This window comes from Methylobacterium brachiatum (assembly GCF_020523825.1).
Lineage (GTDB): Bacteria > Pseudomonadota > Alphaproteobacteria > Rhizobiales > Beijerinckiaceae > Methylobacterium > Methylobacterium brachiatum.
In genome coordinates, this window is sequence record NZ_JAJALK010000003.1 from 387928 (window position 1) to 405620 (window position 17693).

The 17693-nt window shown below is 70.1% G+C and carries 19 protein-coding genes; 4 read left to right on the top strand and 15 right to left on the bottom strand.

Annotation, left to right across the window (positions count from 1 at the left end; genetic code table 11):
* Positions 1–12: 12 nt before the first annotated feature.
* Both LGR69_RS08940 and LGR69_RS08945 read left to right on the top strand, forming a co-directional pair.
* A complete protein-coding gene (locus LGR69_RS08940; protein WP_230365817.1) occupies positions 13–273 on the top strand; it encodes a patatin-like phospholipase family protein in 261 nt (86 codons plus the stop codon).
* On the top strand, positions 274–1173 hold the full coding sequence (locus tag LGR69_RS08945) for a patatin-like phospholipase family protein (protein WP_230365818.1): 900 nt from the start codon (positions 274–276) through the stop codon (positions 1171–1173). It abuts the gene before it with no gap.
* On the opposite strand, the gene LGR69_RS08950 is transcribed toward LGR69_RS08945, so the two are convergent.
* A complete protein-coding gene (locus tag LGR69_RS08950) occupies positions 1153–1803 on the bottom strand; it encodes a hypothetical protein (RefSeq protein WP_230365819.1) in 651 nt (216 codons plus the stop codon). The genes LGR69_RS08945 and LGR69_RS08950 overlap by 21 nt on opposite strands.
* A 222-nt stretch (positions 1804–2025) precedes the next feature.
* Here LGR69_RS08950 and LGR69_RS08955 point away from each other — a divergent pair, with 222 nt between their 5' ends.
* Positions 2026–3123, top strand: coding sequence for a DNA-binding protein (locus LGR69_RS08955; RefSeq protein ID WP_230365820.1), 1098 nt, complete (start codon positions 2026–2028; stop codon positions 3121–3123).
* A gap of 10 nt (positions 3124–3133) precedes the next feature.
* On the opposite strand, the gene LGR69_RS08960 is transcribed toward LGR69_RS08955, so the two are convergent.
* The 8 genes from LGR69_RS08960 to LGR69_RS08995 all read right to left on the bottom strand — a co-directional run bounded on the left by LGR69_RS08960 (position 3134) and on the right by LGR69_RS08995 (position 12705).
* Entirely contained in the window at positions 3134–4468 is a 1335-nt protein-coding gene (locus LGR69_RS08960; RefSeq protein ID WP_230365821.1) for a hypothetical protein, read from the bottom strand.
* Positions 4469–4748: 280 nt separating this feature from the next.
* Positions 4749–5669 carry an EthD domain-containing protein gene (locus LGR69_RS08965; protein ID WP_230365822.1) on the bottom strand — a complete coding sequence of 307 codons (921 nt, stop codon included), beginning with the start codon at positions 5667–5669 and terminating at the stop codon, positions 4749–4751.
* A gap of 452 nt (positions 5670–6121) precedes the next feature.
* Positions 6122–6553: a hypothetical protein gene (locus LGR69_RS08970; RefSeq protein WP_230365823.1), complete on the bottom strand. Its 432-nt coding sequence runs from the start codon at positions 6551–6553 to the stop codon at positions 6122–6124.
* Between the two features lie 33 nt (positions 6554–6586).
* Positions 6587–6940: a hypothetical protein gene (locus LGR69_RS08975; RefSeq protein WP_230365824.1), complete on the bottom strand. Its 354-nt coding sequence runs from the start codon at positions 6938–6940 to the stop codon at positions 6587–6589.
* Positions 6941–7002: 62 nt separating this feature from the next.
* Entirely contained in the window at positions 7003–8193 is a 1191-nt protein-coding gene (locus tag LGR69_RS08980) for a patatin-like phospholipase family protein (protein WP_370881354.1), read from the bottom strand.
* 157 nt (positions 8194–8350) lie between these two features.
* On the bottom strand, positions 8351–9844 hold the full coding sequence (locus LGR69_RS08985) for an efflux transporter outer membrane subunit (protein ID WP_230365825.1): 1494 nt from the start codon (positions 9842–9844) through the stop codon (positions 8351–8353).
* A gap of 9 nt (positions 9845–9853) precedes the next feature.
* Entirely contained in the window at positions 9854–11419 is a 1566-nt protein-coding gene (locus LGR69_RS08990) for a DHA2 family efflux MFS transporter permease subunit (protein WP_230365826.1), read from the bottom strand.
* Complete coding sequence (locus LGR69_RS08995) at positions 11416–12705, bottom strand: HlyD family secretion protein (protein WP_230365827.1); 1290 nt, start codon at positions 12703–12705, stop codon at positions 11416–11418. The genes LGR69_RS08990 and LGR69_RS08995 overlap by 4 nt, the downstream gene beginning before the upstream one ends.
* A 179-nt stretch (positions 12706–12884) precedes the next feature.
* On the opposite strand from LGR69_RS08995, the gene LGR69_RS09000 reads away from it, so the two are divergent.
* Entirely contained in the window at positions 12885–13535 is a 651-nt protein-coding gene (locus LGR69_RS09000) for a TetR/AcrR family transcriptional regulator (protein WP_230365828.1), read from the top strand.
* Between the two features lie 75 nt (positions 13536–13610).
* On the opposite strand, the gene LGR69_RS09005 is transcribed toward LGR69_RS09000, so the two are convergent.
* From LGR69_RS09005 to LGR69_RS09030, 6 genes are all read right to left on the bottom strand, one after another.
* Positions 13611–14678, bottom strand: coding sequence for an FUSC family protein (locus LGR69_RS09005; RefSeq protein ID WP_230365829.1), 1068 nt, complete (start codon positions 14676–14678; stop codon positions 13611–13613).
* A 9-nt stretch (positions 14679–14687) separates the two neighbouring features.
* Positions 14688–15806, bottom strand: coding sequence for an HlyD family secretion protein (locus tag LGR69_RS09010; protein ID WP_230365830.1), 1119 nt, complete (start codon positions 15804–15806; stop codon positions 14688–14690).
* A gap of 17 nt (positions 15807–15823) precedes the next feature.
* Positions 15824–15994 (bottom strand): hypothetical protein, encoded by a 171-nt coding sequence (locus LGR69_RS09015; protein WP_230365831.1) that lies wholly within the window; start codon positions 15992–15994, stop codon positions 15824–15826.
* Between the two features lie 98 nt (positions 15995–16092).
* Positions 16093–16533, bottom strand: a complete 441-nt coding sequence (locus LGR69_RS09020; RefSeq protein ID WP_230365832.1) for a hypothetical protein — start codon at positions 16531–16533, stop codon at positions 16093–16095.
* Positions 16534–16582: 49 nt separating this feature from the next.
* On the bottom strand, positions 16583–16825 hold the full coding sequence (locus tag LGR69_RS09025) for a hypothetical protein (protein ID WP_230365833.1): 243 nt from the start codon (positions 16823–16825) through the stop codon (positions 16583–16585).
* Positions 16826–16927: 102 nt separating this feature from the next.
* Complete coding sequence (locus tag LGR69_RS09030) at positions 16928–17620, bottom strand: DUF4142 domain-containing protein (RefSeq protein ID WP_230365834.1); 693 nt, start codon at positions 17618–17620, stop codon at positions 16928–16930.
* Between the last annotated feature and the right edge of the window lie 73 nt (positions 17621–17693).

Sequence of the window (17693 nt, forward strand, 5' to 3'; positions counted from 1 at the left end):
CGGGATGCTCTGATGGACGGCTTTTCCCCCAAGGGCGCGGCCCCGAGGCCCGCCGAGGATTTCCTAGGCGCCCGCAAGCTTGAGCCTGGCATCGGCCTGTGCCTCTCCGGGGGCGGGTTCCGCGCGATGCTGTTCCACGTCGGCGCGCTGACACGGCTCAACGAGGCAGGTATCCTGCCTGAGCTAGATCGGGTGGCCAGCGTCTCGGGCGGCTCCGTCGCCGCCGGCGCGCTGGCCGTGGGGTGGGCGCGTCTCCGCTTCGACGAGAATTGAGTGGCCACGAACCTCCGCGAGGAGGTCAGCCAGCCGCTCCTCGTCCTGGCCCAGAAATGGGTGGACGCGCCTGCCATCGTGGCTGGGCTGCTGCCCTTCGTGACCGCCGCCGGGGTCGCGGCGCGGGTCTACGACCGCGTGCTGTTCAAGGGCGCGACCCTGCAGGACCTGCCCGACCGGCCCCGCTTCACCTTCACGGCGACCAGCCTGCAGACCGGCGCCCTATGGCGCTTCGCGAAGGAATACGCGGCGGAGTATCACGTCGGCCAATGGCCGAAGCCGGGGCTGAGGGTCGCCGACGTCGTGGCTGCCTCGGCGGCCTTCCCGCCGTACATGTCCCCCGCCTACGTCCGCGTCCCGCCCGGGGCCATCGAGATGCAGGAGGGTGCCGACCTGCACGAGGAAGGCTTCAAGGGCCGCCTTCGGCTGACCGACGGAGGAGTCTACGACAACCTCGGCCTGGAGCCGATCTGGAAGCGCTACGAGACCATTCTCGTCAGCGACGGGGGGCGGGCCATGCCGAGCAACCCGCTCCCGAAGTCGAACTGGTTCTCCCAGGCGCTCCGCGTCACGGACATCGCCCTTCAGCAGGGGATCTTCCTGCGGGAGCGGGTGCTTCGCGGCCTCGACCGGGACGGCTCGCGCAAGGTCGTCTCCTGGGGCATCGGCCAGGGCGTCCAGACTTACGGGCCGGAAAACCCCCTCGGGTTCACGGCTGCGGACACGAAGCTGGCGGCATCGGTCAAGACGCGGCTCAAGCGGTTTCCGGACCACGTCCAGCGGACCGTCATGCGCGCCGGCTACGCCCACGCGGACGCGGCCCTCAGGAAGGGCGGGATGATCCCGCCGGGGCGGGCGCCGTCCTTCGCCGGGTTGCCGTCAATCGACCGGCGGCGGTGAAGAGGCCCCGGCCGCCTGCGCCGGGTCCTGGACGGGCGCTCCCATGGCAGGCCGCTTGCCGTTCACGTAGTAGCCGGTGAAGGACCAGACATGCGCCAGGGCGCGGTGGTTCCAGGGGACGTAGGTCAGGTAGTCCCGGTGCCCCAGGGAGACGGCCGTGCGGTTCGTGGCCATCATGTCGAGCGCCGACAGGAAGATCGTGCCGTCGGCGTAGGAGCCGAGCAGCCGCACCTGGATCTCGCGCAGCTTCGGTAGGTCGTCACGCGCCTTCTCGATCTCGACAAGGATGCCGTAATACTTGCTCCGCAGCACCTCGTGGTCGCGCCCCTTCCGGGCGAACCCGATGATCAGGTTCAGGCCCGAGAAGAACGCGGTGACGATTGCCAGGACTGAGACGAGCGGGCCGACGCCTTGGATGAGCGACGAGAACGCACCCGCGCCCGCCACGAAGGATACGAGCGAGATCGTCTTCCCGAAGCTGTCGAAGAAGCGCGCCCGCATCCCGTGGTAGTAGGCGCATCGCTGGGCCTCGAACCTCAGGTCGCCGTAGAGACGGACCGCCTCAGCGCTTGGCGCCGGGACGGGGGCCTCCGGGCGGGGGAGGTCGGACGCCTGTCTCACGAGTTCCACCGACACCTCCACCGGGGCGATTGACCGGGCCCGGCGCGGGCCTCGGCGGAGCGGACGACCCGGGGGGACGCCCTCCTGAGTTGCCACCTTGAGCCATGTTCACTCTCCGTTCGGATTCGCAGGATGTGCATCCGGGACGCCTGGGTCAATGGGGATGCGCGCGACGACCCTTTCTTCACCGCTTTCCCTCAATCCTGCCGGCATCGGTCGAGGGCAGCGGGCATGGTCGCGAGGAAGGACGTCTGGGCGGCGGCGGACGGGATACGGGCCAAGGCCCGCGACGCCGACGGCGCCAAGCCGCGGGTCTCGGTGCGCACCGTCCGCAAGGCGCTGGGCAAGGGCTCGTTCGGCGACATCGCCCGCGAGCTCGCGGAGTGGAAGGCCAGGGTCGGCTACCGCCCGCTGATCGAGCAGGCCGAGCTGCCGGAGGCGCTGCAGGGGCAACTCGCCGCCTTCGGCACCGCGCTCCTCGAACACGTCCGCGTCGAGCAGACCCGCCACCGGATCGCCGAGGCCGAGGGCGAGGCCGCCCGGGAGGCCGGCCGCGGGGAGGTGCTGGAGGAGGCCCTGGCGCAGGTCGACCTGTTGGAGGCGCGGGTCGCGATGCTGGAGGCCGAGCTCGCCCGGCTGCGTGTGGCGCCCCCCGCGGCCACGTCCTTGGCGCAGGCTCCGGAGACCGAGCCAGCGAAGGTTCCGGCGCCGATGCATCTCAACCCGGCCTACGGGAAGGTCCGCGACCGGCACACCGCCGAGGCCGCCGATCCGGTCTGGGCCGACGTGCGCGTCGCGGTCACCCGCGTGCTCGAACAGCGCGGGCCGATGTGGGTGCACGCCCTCCACCTGTCGCTGCCGGACCAATTGAAGGACCGCGCCGAGCGGGCCGGGCTGCCGCTGACCCCGGCGTGGCTGCGGCTCCACCTCATCCGCCTCGCCGACGCAGGCGACGGCTTCGCCGAGGTCGAGGGACGCTTCGCCGTGGCGGCGCCCGCGGAGGCCGCCCCGGACCCGACGCCTGTCGCAATCGGGGCCGACGCGCCGCCCCTGTCGGCCGAACGGTTCTGGAAGCTGTTCGTCGCCGAGGTCCACGACCTGCTGCTGGAGCGGGGACCGCTCACCGCGGAGGAGATCCTGGCAGGCCTACCGGAGGGCTGGGTGGCGGGGACGCAACGCTACGAGCCGATCAAGCCCGGGCGCCTGCGCCAGAAGCTGCGCGAGCGCATCAGGAACAAGCGCCCCCTGGAGGAACGCCCGGGCAAGGTCTTCGCGGCGACGGGACGCTGGCCGGGCAGCCGGACGCTCGACGAGGACGAGGCGGCGTGAGCCGGCGGGCCTAGCGCCGGCGGAACGTGTTGTAGTTCGCGGCCCGGCTGTCGGCCTCGTCATTGTAGTCGCCGCAGAGCGAGCGGACGACTTCCTCCGTGTCTTGCGGTCCCCAGGACCCGTTCGTCCAGGCCGTGTCGAGGAAGCCGTCGAACCGGTAGCCGTCGTCGTGGTGCAGGACGATCAGCCCCGGCGTGTCGAGCGCCACGGCCTGGTCGACGAGCAGGCCGGCCCGGGCGAGTGAGCCGTCATCCTGGCCGGCGCCCTCGAATTCCGCGGCGCGGGTGATCCTTTGCCCGACCTGGCCGAAGGCGACGTGCCAGAGCACGCCGCTGATGCCATTGCCGAACATGGGGTCGTCGTAAGCCTTCGTGAGGGTGCCAACGCCCTGGCCTGGCAGCGGCAGGCGCAGCAGGTTCGCCAGGGCGAAGGTCGGGCCGCGCCGGAACTGGGCGTTCTTGAAGTTGCCCGCGGCCTTCTGGAGGATGGCCTCGACCGGCAGCCGGATCGACCGGTCGTCGTAGCCGGGGGCGTCGCCGACCGGGCGGTAGGGAGCGACGACGCCCTCCGCCATCGCGATCCGCTCGCCAGCGTTGACCTGCTTCTCCAGCTCGATCCGCACGTCCAGCGCGTCGTCCATCATCTCGGGAAGCCGCTGCGGCGCCGCCACGATGTCGAGCGACTTGACCTCCAGGTAGAATTGAAGCGTCACCGTCCGCCCCTGCCGGACGACGTCGAGCTCGCACGCGAAGTCCGGCCCAGGGACTGCCGATTCCGGGATCTTCGCGATCCTCAGGCGGCCCCCGAGCCGCGCCCGCAGCAGGCGGCAGACCAAAGCCTCCCCGTAGACGTCGAACACCTGCCGGAGCGTCTCGTGCCGGGCCAGCTTGGTCGCCGCCAGCTTGGCCCGCATGTCCCGAACGAACTCCTTCAGCGAAGGGTCCGTCTCGGCCTCGTCCTCGATGATGCGGACCTGCCCGAGGTCGATGCAGGCGAGCGTGTAGTCCTGCGACAGCCCCGACAGGCGATGGCGTTCGTCGATCAGCGCCCGCGTCAGCGGGTAGGCGTAACGGCGGGCATCCTCGTAGGCCGTCATGAAGTCGGCCTTGAAACCGGAATGGGCGAGCGGGTTCGCGAGGAGGCCCAGCATAGCATTGGTCAGGGCCGTCAAGCGCGTGTCGCCGGTGCGCGTGGCCCGGTCTCGGAGGGCGTCGAGCCACTCGAATTCCGGCACACCGAGCGCGAGGTCCGGGTTTCGGCGATGCGCGGTGAGGTGGCCCGCGAACGCGATGCCGAGGTCGGTCTGCCCGCCGGGGACGGGCCAGATGGGGGTGTGTGCGAGCATCGGTCGGCCGTCGTGGGGAAGGCCGTGATGTGGGAAGCCGGGGTGCCAAAGCCAAGGTACGCGTAACGGGGAACGCTATCCGTTACGCGGCACCCGCCGAGTCGAGCCCCCGACCGTGCCGAGACTGCCCTTCCGTGCCGGCCAGGGATGATACTCCGGTGGTACCTCAGGGCTGCGCATATGACTTCACCGGCGCCCGGAGGTCCCGCCGGGCCACCCAATCCTTTGCCGGCGTGCATCTCCGGGCCGCGCGCCGATGGATGCCGAGGCGGGCGGGATCTCAGCGGCGGGACGGCTTTCCGGTGCGCATCAGGTGCCGCACGTCCGCGCCGGCCTGGTTGACCGCGCCGATCCGCTCGATGAGCTGGGCCGGCCGGCTGCCGCGCAGGCCCGCCAGCGTCAGCTCCCCGTCGCGGACGTAGGTGTAGACGCCGCTGACAGCGAACGCCGAGGCGTAGGCGACATGCTCGGCCAGTCCTGCCGTCGCGGCGTTGAAGGCATCGGACGCGTAAAAGGTCCGACGCAAGAGCGGCGAGCCGAACGCCAGTTCCAGGACCGCGATCAGCCGGCGTTCGTCCGGCACCGCATGGTCCACGTTCGGTGCCGGCGGCGCGGGCTCGGCGTTGTCGTAGGGTTCCGGCAGGTGGAGCCGCACCTTGAGGACCGGGGCCTCCGCCGCAAGGGCGCGTGCCAACCCGGCGATGCGGTCGCCGAACCTCGCCGCGTCGCCGTGCGAGGCGCCGAGGTGGAGCTCGATCCGGTCGAGGCCGTCGTCCCCGTTGGGGGACGCCTCGGCCACGCGGTCCACCAACGTCGTCGACCCGTGCGGGAGCGCATACGCGACCGTTGCGGCGAACATGTTCTGCTCGTCCGCGAACAGGATCGGGCACGCCTCGTCGAAGGCCGCCTGGTCAGCCGCGGAGCCGAACCCGATCTCGACGCCCCCGTCCAACCCGTAGTCCGGGAACGGCCCGATGCCCTCGACCACCGGCCATAGGTGCGCGTCCCGTTCGCGGTCGAGGTGCCGCTGCACGTACCAGCCGAGCCCGGGGATGCGCGAGCACAGGGGACCGTGCACGTCCCGCCAGTAGGTCGCGAAAAGCTCGTGCGGAACCCCGGGACGGCGCAGCACCGTCGTGTAGGTGTTGACCGCGATGGTGGCATCGCGCTCGGAGTAGTCGTTGGCCATTGTCGTCGGCATGCCGGTTCCCATCGCCGGAGTTGGGGGTGATCCTCAGGACGCCGGGGCATCCTCGACGCGGCTGTGTCGCCGACATCCATCAGGAAGTCGCTTCCTGTGGTGGAGGCGCCGTCGGCTACGTCTCGGAGCGCGCCATCGTTCCGTTCCCGTCGGGCGGAACGGCAATCAGGGCTACGGACGCATCCAGCGTGAGCCGTCACCCCGTGCTCGCGGCTCCTAGAGCCGTCAGCGAGAGGGGGCATCATGATCCCTTGTCCGTCCGGCTTGCCCCACGGAGACAGTTACCCAGCGCCCGCCCGGCCATGCCCGGCAGGGGAGCGCTCGGACCTTGGCAAGTGAGCAACGTGTCGTTCACCTCGTTCCGCCGAACCTGCCGTGGCACGACCCTCGATGGCGCGCGCAGCAGTGAACCCCATGGTGCGATGGGGTAGCCTCGATCCATCCCGTGGCCTTCAGGCAAGGGAAAGCTCGGCACGGCAAGCCTCCGCGAAGCCGCGCAGCACATCGACGCGGTCACCTTCGACGTGCTCGCCCGTTTCGAAGCCAGCCAGGTCCGCTTGGTACGCCTTGGCAATCCGCTCCATCACCACGTCGGACTCGGCGATGATGCACGGTGAGGCGAACAGCATGAGCTTGCTGCGGATCGCGTACAGGCCGACCATCTTCGAGGGATCCTCAAGCTGATGCGTGAAGGCATCCCCGAATAGGCGGGACGCCTCGTCGATGAAGTCGTCGTACAGCCGCTCGCGCCGCCCAAGGGTCTGCGCCAAGCGTTGGGCACGGTCCTGGAAGCGCTGGGTCATCCAGGTCGTGGCCAAGGATGCGAGGGCACCGATTGCGGAACCCGACAGGGCGGCGAACGCGGAAACGTAACCAACGTTCATGATCGTCCTTCGTCCGGTTCCGAGGTGAGGTGCCTATCCGGGCGGCCGTCGCAGGCAGCTTTTGACGATGGGCGCGCACGCGGCGTCGTGGCTCATCAACGACGAGGTGTCGCCGCTGAACGTGACGCCGGTGACCCGGTCCCCCTCGATCCGGACGGTGGCGTGACAGTATCCACCGAACGACAGGCTGACCAAGCCGGCCGACATCCCGAACGTTCGGGTCGCGCCCGCGAAGTAGGTCAGCAGCGTGGTCTTGCCCGTGACCAGTCGCTGGTCGGGCAGGCCGAGGCAGGTCTGGACGTCGAGCGCGGACATGCCGACCAGATCGACCTTGGCCGCCTGCGCGACGCGCTCGTCGATGGCGGCGCAGCCGACCAGGGAGCCCACGAAAAGCAACTCCGACATTACCCTGAGCGGGGTTCGCGCACCCCCCGTGCCCTCGGGCCCCCTCATCGGGAAGCGAGCGTCCTCGCGACGACCGGTGCGACCGGGACCGTGTCCTGCCACGCGGCGCCCGAGCGGGCCTTCTCGTAGCCGACCTGATAGAGGCTGCGCATGTAGGCGGTGTCGAACCCCTTCGCGGCGGTCGTGCGCGGCGCGGCATCGTCGATATAGGCCAGGTGGAAGCCGATCCTGTTCGCCCGCGCGAAGGCGTAGGTCGCGGCGAGGCTGGCGCGGCTGCGGGCCTGGCTGCCGGTCGCGACCGTCTGCTCGACGATGGACAGGGTATCGTCGGGGACCACTTCGAAGTCGGGCTCGATCCGTCCGTTCATCAGCACGTAGATGTCGGCCTTCGTCGGGGTGGCCGCCCCGCCGCGACCGTTCGCGATCACGGCCTGCGGGATGGTGAAGACCGGGGTCACCACCGAACCGTCGACGTGGAGCTCCTGGAAGCCGTGGCCGGCGGCCTCGACATCGAGGAGCTGCGCAGGGAAGACGGCAGGCACGCTGGCCGAGGCCGTGAGAACGTCCCGGAACAGCGCCACCGCATTCGGGGCACCGCTCGCGGCGATGACCCCCATGTTCCAGATCATCGCCCGCTTCGAATCCAGGTTGGTCGTCACGACGAGCAGCCGACGGCCCTTGGCGTGCTCCGCCGCGACAGCCGCGAGCAGGTCCGACGTGACGTAGCGCCCGACGAGGTCGCGCAGGCGCCCATCCCCGAACAATCCCGATCCGAACACGACGTTCACGAGGCTTGGGTCCTTCAGCAACGTGCTTGCGACCCCGCTGGTGTAGATCTCCTCCAGCATCGGGTCGTAGGCCGGGCCGAGGAAGGCGAAAGGCGCCGTCAGGGCACCCGTGCTCACGCCCGAGACGAGGCTGAACTCCGGCCGCCGCCCGCTTTCCGTCCAGCCCTTGAGGACGCCGGCGCCATAGGCGCCGTCGCCGCCCCCGCCTGACAGGGCCAGGTAGGCGAACGGCCGAGCGCGGACCCCGGGCGCCGCCATCATCGCTCCGAGGGTCTCGACCGACGCATCCGCAAAGGCACGGGCGTTCGGGATGCCAGCCACCTCGGCGACCTGGGCTTCCGCCGAGGTGTAGGCCTGCCGCGGCACCGAGGCACACGCTCCGAGCGCAAGGGTCGCCGTCAGCATGAAGATTTTGGCCGGGGTAACGGGGCGTCGTTGCGAGATCATCCGAGCTGGTCCTGTCCTTAGTCGTCGCCGGGGTTCGGAAGACCCTGGGAATGGCAAGCGGCCGGCCCGATGTTGATCGGGAAGGTTCGGACCGGCCGTCGCACCGCGCGAGGGGGCATTCGCGCGATCGGGGAATTCGTGGGCAGGAAGGAGCGGCTCAGCGCCGGACCATCGCGACGCGCTCGTCCGGCAAGCCCCAGCCGAGGCCGAGGCTCTTCTGGAGCGCGACGTAGTCGTTGGTGTACTCGGCCTGCGCCTGGGCAAGGCTCTGCTCGGCCTGGAGGCGTTGGCGCTCGACGTCGAGCACGTCGATGGTGCTGATCGTGCCGGCGGTGTTGCGCTGGTCCGTCAGGATCGAGGCCTTGCCGGCCGAGGCGCTGGCCCGGGCGAGGCGGGCGACGGTCGCGCGCTGGTTGCCGTAACGCGACAGCGCGGTCTCGGCGTCCTGCATCGCCTGCAGCACCGTCTGCTCGTACTGCGCCAGCGCCTCGTCGGTCCCCGCCTCGGACTGCCGGATCTGTGCGAGCGTCCGGCCGAAGTCGAGGATGCTCCAGGAAAGGGTCGGCCCGAGGTTGTACGTCGAGGCGGCGAGCGACCCGATGGAGCCGATGTTCGGCGAGACCCAGCCGGCGTTCCCGATGAGGTTGACCCTCGGGAAGAGCTTGGCGACCGATTGTCCGATCTGGGCGTTGGCGGCCGCGACCTGCCGCTCGGCCCGGCGGATGTCGGGACGCCGGCGGAGCATGCCCGCCGGGTCGCCGACGGCCAGGGTGGACGGCGGGACCGGCACCGGACGCGCCGGCTTCAGGAGGGCGTCGACGGCTCCCGGCTCGCGGGACACGAGGACGGCGATCTGGTTCAGGGATTGGTCGATCTGGGCCTGGAGGGCCGGCGCCTGGGAGGCGGTTGTCTCGAACTGCGTGCGGAGGCGCTCGACGTCGAGGGACGATGCCGCGCCGCCGGCGAGGCGCTGCTGGCTGAGCCCAACGGCCTCGCGCTGGAGGGAGGCGGCGCGCAGGGTCAGGGCGAGGCGACGCTGGGCGCCACGGAGCGTCACGTAGGCCTGCGCGACCTCGGCGGCGACCTGGACTTGGGCGTCCGCTACCGCTGCTTCGGCCGCCTCGCCCTGCGCGGCCGCTTGCTCGATGGCCCGCTGCTTGCCGCCGAAGATGTCGATTTCCCAAGTCGCGTCGAAGCTCGCGTTGTAGAGGTCGAAGTTCATCGATTTCGGGATGGCGCCCCCGGCGCCCCCGGCAAGGCCGCCGAGGCCACCGCCGACGAAGTCCCTGACGGGAACCTGGTTGTTCAACGCCACCGTGTTGGCGGAGATGCTGGGCGCGAGGTCGGCGGTGTGCTGGCCCAGCACGGCACGTGACTGGCGCAGCCGGGCGGAGGCGACCTGCACGTTCGTGTTGGTCGCCAGCGCCTCCTCGACGAGGTCGGAGAGGATGGGGTCGCGCAACGACGTCCACCACCGGGCCGGCGGGTCGACGGCAACCATCCGCGTGGAGGTGGCGCGGACGAAGGGGGCACCGGTCTCGGCACGCGGCGCGGCGACCGGCGGTCCGGCGTAGTCGGGGCCGACCACGCAGCCGCCGAGGAGTCCGGCGACCGCCAGGGCAAGGCCGGGACGGGCGTTCAGGGGAAACATCGCGCGGCCTCAGTGCGTCGCCACCGGGCCGCCCTTCGGCGGCGGGCGCAGGAACAGGACGAGGGGCAGGACCGCGAGCAGGATCCAGCCGAAGACGAAGAACAGGTCGGAGAAGGTCATCACGGTGGCCTGCGCGGCGATCATCCGCTTCAGGCCGCCGAGCGCCTGCCGCATGGCCTCGGGGCCGCCGGGACCGACCATGGCGTCGATGCGGTCCTGGACGATCACCGAGTTCGCGCGCACGGACTCCTCCAGGCGCGCGTTGTGGAAGTCGTCGCGGCGCTGCTGCAGGGTCGAGATCAGGGCGAGGCCGAAGGAGCCGCCGAGGTTGCGCGCGCCGTTGAACAGGCCGGAGGCGTCCTCGGCCTTGTCCTGATCGACGGCGGTGGCCGCGGCCTGGTTCAGGAACAGCAGGGCGAAGGCTTGGCCCACACCGCGCAGCAACTGCGACATGACGAACTGCTGGCCGGCGTCCTCGGTGGTGAGGCCGGCTTCCATGAAGCAGCTCGCGGCGTAGCACAGGATACCGAAGCCGATGGCCACCCGGATGTCGAGGAGCCGCACCAGCACGGGGAAGAACGGCATGAACAGGAGCGTGGGCACGCCCGAGATCAGGACGACGTAGCCCGACTGCTCCGAGTTGTAGCGCGGCACCTGGCTGAGGAACTGGGGGATCAGGTAGAGAATGCCGTAGAGCGCCCCGCCGATGGCGAAGCTCATCAGGAAGACGCTGCCGAAGCTGCGCGTGAACAGGATGCGCATATCGATGACGGGCTCGCGCGCCGTCGCCTGCCCGAGGACGATCAGCACGAAGCCGAAGGCGGCGATGACGCTGAACCAGACGATGAAGGACGACTCGAACCACTGCTCGCGCTGACCCTCCTCCAGCACGATGGTCAGGCAGCCGAGCCCGACGGCGAGCCCGACGATGCCGAGCCAGTCCCCCTGCGCGATGCGCCAGAGCTGTGCGGGCTTGTGCGGCAGGCCGACGAGCAGGAGCACGACGAGGCCGATGCCGATGGGCAGGTTGAGGAAGAACGAGTAGTGCCAGCTCACGTTCTCGGTGAGCCAGCCGCCGATCAGGGGACCGAGCACGGGGCCGAGGACGGCGGTGAGCCCGAACAGGGCGACGCCGACCGGGCGCTGCGCCGGCGGCAGCCGCGTCGAGACGATGCTCAGCGCCGTCGGGATCATGGCGCCGCCGGTGAAGCCCTGGCCGACGCGTCCGACGATCATCGTGCCGAGGCTGCCCGAGACGCCGCACAGCATCGAGAAGCCGACGAAGAGGACCGTCATGACCAGGAGGAAGCTGCGCAGCCCGAAGACCTTCTCCAGCCATCCGGACAGCGGGATCATGATGATCTCGGCCACCAGGTAGGCGGTCGAGATCCAGGTGCCCTCCGAGCCGGAGGCACCGATCTCGCCCTGGATGGTCGGCAGCGCCGCGTTGACGATGGAGGTGTCGAGCGTCGCCATCAGCGCGCCGATGGTGCCGGCGGCGACGGCGAGCCACGCGGCCGCATCCGCCTTCTCGCCGCCCTGCGGCTTGCGCGCGGATGGGTTCTCGGTGTTCACGGCCGGGCCTTCGCGCTGCGGGGGCGGGTCGTCGGCTGGGCTCCGGGCCCGGCCTCGGAAACCTTCGTCTCGTCGGTCTCCTCGTCCTCCTCCTCCTGGTCGTCGCGCGCCCCGCGGGTGTCCACGGAGACGACCACGGACAAGCCGGGGATGAGGACCTTGCGCGCCTCGCCGCCGGCCTTGAAGCGGATACGCACCGGCACGCGCTGGACGATCTTGGTGAAGTTGCCGGTGGCGTTCTCCGGCGGGATCAGGGCGAACTGCGCGCCCGTTCCCGGGGAGAAGCTGGCGACGCGCCCCTTGAGGTCGTGGCTGGACAGGGCGTCGACCGCGACGGTCACGGACTGGCCGACCCGCATCAGCCCGATCTGGGTCTCCTTGAAGTTCGCCTCGATGTAGAGGTCCTCGACCGGGACCACCGCCATGAGGCGGGTGCTGCCCTGGACGTACTGCCCGATCCGGGCCGTGAGGTCGCCGACCCGTCCGGCGATGGGGCTTTTCACCACCGCATGATCGAGGTCGAGCTGGGCCTGCGTGACGCCGGCCCGGGCCTGTTCGACCGCCGCCTTGGCCTGCGCGACGGCCGCCTTGAGGGAGGCGACCTGCTTCTGCGCGGACTGGACCTGGGCCTCGTTGACGTCGACCTGGGCCTGGTTCTGCTCGGCCTGGCTCCTGTATTGGTCGAGCTTCTCCACCGTGTCGGCACCCGACGCGGCGAGCGGCTTGTAGCGCCGGACCTGCTCGGCCGAGAACTTGGCGGTGACCTGCGACGCCGAGACCTGTGCCTTGGCTTGGTCGATCTGGGCCTGCTGACGGGCCAGATCGGCCTCGGCCCGTGCGACGTCCGCCTGCCGGGCGTCGACCTGCGCCTGCTGCTGGGCGAGCTTGGCGCGGTACTGCCCGTCATCGACCGTCGCGAGGACCTGCCCGGCGGTCACGATCTGGTTGGCGGCGACCGGCACCGTCGCGACGTATCCGGAGACCTGGGGCGAGATCGCGACCTGGTCCGCCTGCACGTAGGCGTCGTTGGTCTCCTGGATGAAGCGCCCGACGGTCCAGTATCGGAAACCCCAGATGCCTCCGCCGATGAGGACTGCGACGAGGAGGACGGCGAGGAGGACTTTCACCCAGGGCTTCTTCAGTGCGGAAGGCTTCTTCGCCTCTGAGCGACCGGCTTCGTCGCGATCCCCGGAGCCTTTGGCCTCGGCGGGATGCTCGGCCTCGCCGCCCTCGGCACCGGACCGTCCCTGGTGCTGTCGTGTCTCCGCTTCGTCGAACTGCGCCATGGGATCGGTTAGCCTTCAGGAAACTCTTCAGTTCCCTATTCCCGCCCGTGTGCTAGCGCAATCAGAAAGGCAGGATCGAAACGACTGCGTGAACCGTTTGTGCGGCAACGCATCTTCTCGTTCCGCTCGGATCGATGCATAATGTCCAGAACACGTTTCCGTGAGGTTGGGGTGGGGTTATGACGGTCAAGGAGGCGACGCGGGTGCCGAGCCGTCTCGGACGACCGCCGCGAGGGGCCGAGGGAGACGCGACGCTGCGAATCCTGGCGGCCGCGAAGCCCGTTTTCCTGAACGACGGCTACGAGGCGGCAAGCATCGACGCCATCGCTGCCTCGGCCGGCATGTCGAAGAAGACGATCTACACGCGCTTCAGGTCCAAGGAGGACCTGTTCGAGGCGGTCATCGTCCTTTGCATTGAGGAGGGCATCCCCAAGATCGAGCGTTCGGCGACGGATGACGGGCCGGTGATGGATCGGCTGCTCCGCATCGCCTCGGCCGTGCTTGAGATAGGCTTGACCGACGAGTGCATCGCCGTGCGCCGCATCGTCGTGGCCGAGGCGGCACGTTTCCCGGCATTCGCTCGACTGCTCAACGACCAAGGCCTCGCGCGGATCATTCCCCTGATCGAGCGCTGCCTGGAGGACGGCAACCGGACGGGCGAGATCCGCGTCGAGGACGTCCGGCACGTCACCGACCTGTTCATCAGCATCGCCATCAGGAGCTTCGTCGACAAGGTTGGGCTCGGCCTGGAGCGTCCGGGCCTGACCCATGTGAAGCGGGAGACCCTCAGGCGCTCCGTCGAGTTCTTCATGATCGCCTGCCGGGGATGATATCCACCGTACGCCCCGGCAGGACGGCCCGCCGGGGGATGGGCGACGACGCGCGGAGAGATCTCGTATGGTCGCTCACGCCCCATCCGGACGTCGGGGTCGGTCCCCGCCGGCGGACGCGCTCCCGGGGTACGGGCGCCCGCCGAAGAGGCTTTCCAGGAACATCAGGCCCCCGAGGGCCACTCCGGTGCCCAGGACGGTGAGGACCAGCCGTTGGACGGCATCCTGCATCGGATGGGTCGACGTCATGCCGGCCGAGACGAGCCCGGCGATGACGGTCAACCCGACCTGATAGGTGTTGACCGAGGACGGACCGTCGACCATCCGCCCGGTGAACCACAGGGCCACGAGGAAGATCAACAGGAACAGTACCGGGAAATGCGCCTGCCACGAGAACAGCAGCAGGATCGCCAGGGATACCGTTCCGCCGAGCAGGGTGGCCGTCAGGCGCTCGAACGCCTCGACGCGCTGCGCATCGCGGCTCGGGTAGGCCAGGACCATGCAGGCCATGATGGGCACGATGATCCCGGAGGGCGGGAACACGAACCACAGCCCGAGGAGGACCGGGGCGAGGGCGAGCAGGCGGAGCAGCGCCTGCAGCCCGGCCCGCGCTTCCCCGGGAGACGGCGCCGTCGGTGCGGCGGCCGGGGATCCCGCCCGTCGTACCGGCAGGAGTAGGTTGAGCAGCGGCACGAGGATCGCGGTGACGACGGACGTGACCGTGAACGCATCCCGCATCGCCTCGGCGGCGGCGACGGAATCCACGACCAGGACGGAAAGCAGGGTGGTGAAGACGAGGACGAGGATGGCCAGCGGGTTGCCCGTCCGGAGCAGGACGTGGAAGGCCCCATACAGGATCGCCATGACCACGCCGACGAACACCAGCATCTGTTCGCGGACAAGGATGGTGACGCCGTATATCGCCCAGAGGATGGCCACGGTAATGACGGCGCCGACGAGCGTCCTGCCGGGGACGTAGTCCCCGCGCTGGGAGCAGATCTGAGAGACCGCCATGGCCGGCAGGATGCTCGCGGGCGCCACGCCGAGGGGCTCCACGAGGGCGTAGGTCAGGGTGATGCCGATGGCGCTCCGTATGGCGAAGTGCGGATCGACGAGCGGGTCCGGACGCGGGAGGGCGGCCATGTCGCCGTCTCAGTAGAGGTAGGACAAGGTCGTGGAGACCCGCATCCCGGCGCGCGCCAGCCACCACATCGGCCCCTGTGCACCCGAGGCGTTCACGACGACCGTGACCTTCGAGCCTACGCGAACGTTGCGCGGCAGCTCCTCCAGGGGCGGCAGCTTGATCCTGACCGGGATGCGCCGGGCCGGGTCGAACCAGCGCACGTCCGTCTCGGTGCGGACGAGGCTGCCCGACTTGGCCTGGCGGCCGGTGTCGATGCCCCAGGCCACGCTCTCGACCGAGCCCTGGAAGAGGCGGCCCGGGGCGACGTCGAAGGCGATGCGGACCGGATCGCCGGGCTTCAGGTTGCCGAGCTGGTTCTCGCGGAAGTCCGCGACGATCCATCCGCCGCGCGTGTCGATGAGCGTCAGCGCCGGCTGGCCGGCGGTGGCGTACTGGCCGACCGTGAGCAGGAGGTTGCTCACGAGGCCATCCGTCAGGGCGACGACGGTGGTGTTGATGAGATCGGTGCGGGCCTTCTGCACCCCGGCCTGGGCGGCGATGACCTGGGGGTTCTCCGCGCCGGTCTGGCCGAGTTCGCGACGCGCCTGTTCGAGTTGGGCCTGCGCGGCCGAGAGCTCGGCCTCGGAGGCGCGGAGCTGGCCGTTGGCGTCGTCGCCGCGTGCGGCGGCGTAGACCCCGCGCTGGACCAATTGGAGGATGCGGTTCGAGGAAGCCCGGACGTTCTGGAGGTTGGCCTGGGCCTGCGCGACGCGGGCCTGCGCGGCGTTCAGCCCGGCGGAGCCGGCCGAGTTGGTCTGCAGCGCCTGCGCGAGCTCGGCTTCCTGCCGACGGACCTCGATCTCGTAAAACGTCGGATCGATGCGGAACAGCGCCTCCCCAGACCTCACCCGGGCGTTGTCCTGGACCAGCACCTCGACGACGGGCCCGGACACGCGGGGCGCGACCTGCGCCACGTAGGCCGATACCGTCGCGGTGTTCGAGTAGGGCGTCCACCGGTCCGAGGCTGCGTACCAGGCCACGAGCAGCGCCAGGATGCCGAGGACCGCCAGGCCGACCCAGCGGGTGGTGGAGGGCGGACCATCTTTCCGCGGGCCCTCGATGGTCCCGTCGCCGTCGATCTTAGCCATGTCCGGTCGATGTCCTCTCAGGCCTTCCCACCGTGACGCGATTGGCAGGCCGAATTTGCCTGCCCTTCCGGAATGCCGTCGACGATGTAGCGGACCATGATCTCGCTCGCCGCACGGCATCCGTACTCGGCGGGATCCTCGCCCGGACGAGGCGGCACCAGCTGCGTTGGGCCGACCCCGGCGAGCACGTCGCCGAGCTCCCGCGTGGTCAGCCCCGATTCGAGCGCCTCTGAGATGGCGCGCCGGGCATAGGACCACCTCGTCCCACACCCGTCCCGGGTCGACCTCAACCGCCGTAGGCCGGCGACCGGGTCCATGACGAACGACGCGGGGTCACGAGCCTCTCGGCACCCACGGCCGAGGTCGGGGCCTGGGCGAACGTCCTGGACGCCTCCGACGGCATCATCGCCGCTCCGGAGGCGACGAGCCCGGCCATCATCCTCAAGTCATCCGGCTGCCTGGGGTCATCGGCCACGCCCTCGGCCTCGACTTGAAGGCGCGCGTTACAGGCCTTGGACGGAAGGGCGTCGTCCGGGGTGCAGGCGTCGTGGCGCGCACAGGCGGCATCCAGGGCGTCGATGGGTGCGAGCGGGGCGTTGTTGCCGGGGCCGCAGTAGTTTCCATGGATCAGCATCGTGGGGCGCCGAACGGTCGGGCCCTCCTGCGCCAGGGCGGGCCCTGCGAGGCAACAGGCGAGGAGGAACGGGGCAATCGCTTTCATGGACATGGTGCTCGCGCTTTCTGCGGTCTCACCCCCTCAGGTGGGTCGCGGAGGGCTAACGATGGGCGGTCTCGACGGCCGCCGGGTGCTTGGGGGCGTTGAAGACGGTCCTGCAGCCGGGGCTGAGCTCCGCCTTTCGGCGCTGCATGCACGCGATGATGCGCTCCCGGTCCGGGATCTCGCTCATGCAGAGCCGGAAGGCGTCGCCGCGGCATAGGCTTGCGGCGTCCGCCTCGGACGCCCGTACCTGGTGGGCGGAGGCGAAAAGGGTGACGGCGAGAGCGGTTCGGAGAAGCATGGGGATCGGTCGCTCTCGATGGACGCGGGTTGCCACGGCTTGTCTCTACCGGTGGGGCCTTGGGCAGGGGCGACGGGTCGACCCGCCGCCCCGCGCAAGACCTCAGAAAGCGGCGTCGTCGTCCTGGGCCGTCAGGCCATGCAGGCGCGCGGAGGCGTCGAACTCGTCCTGGAGCATCGGCGTCGCCTGGCTCGCGAACGTGCGGCCCTGGGCGCTGTCACCGGTCCGCGCATACGCCTTGTACAGGCGCAGGGTCTCGGCGTCGGAGGCGGCCTGCTGTCCGGAATAGGTCCGGTCGAAGGAACGCCCGCGTGCCGCGTCGAGGTCGGCGAGCTTCTTCTGCCGCACGGGGTCGAGGGCGACGCGCTTGCCGGGCTCGGACGGCCGGTTGTCCACGGAGCCGGTGACGCCACCCACGATCCCACCGACGACGGTCAGGGGCGCGGTGATCAAGCCCAGCGGGGAGTCGATGGAGCCGCGCCCCGCGTCTGCGACGACGATACCGTCCCGGGTGAGGGACGTACCGGGGGGCAGCAGGGCGTCCGTGGTCGCCTGACGGTTGGTGATGACGCGATCCGCCTGCGCCCGGACCTTCGGGTTGTTGGAACGGGCGAGCGCGAGCCTGCTGGCCTCGATGCTGTAGGCGTCACCACGCAGGGCCTCGGCACGGAACACGCCGGTATGCACCTCGGGGGATGCGGGGGACGCGACGCCGATCCCGAAGTCCTGGGCCGAGGCGGTCGAGGCGGCGGCGACGGCGAGGATGGCGACGCTCAGGCGGGGTAGGATTCTCATGTGACGTGATCCTTGTTGGGGCCCATGCCGTCCATCCGGCGGGTCCCGCGGGCAAGCCAACCGGCTCGTTGGA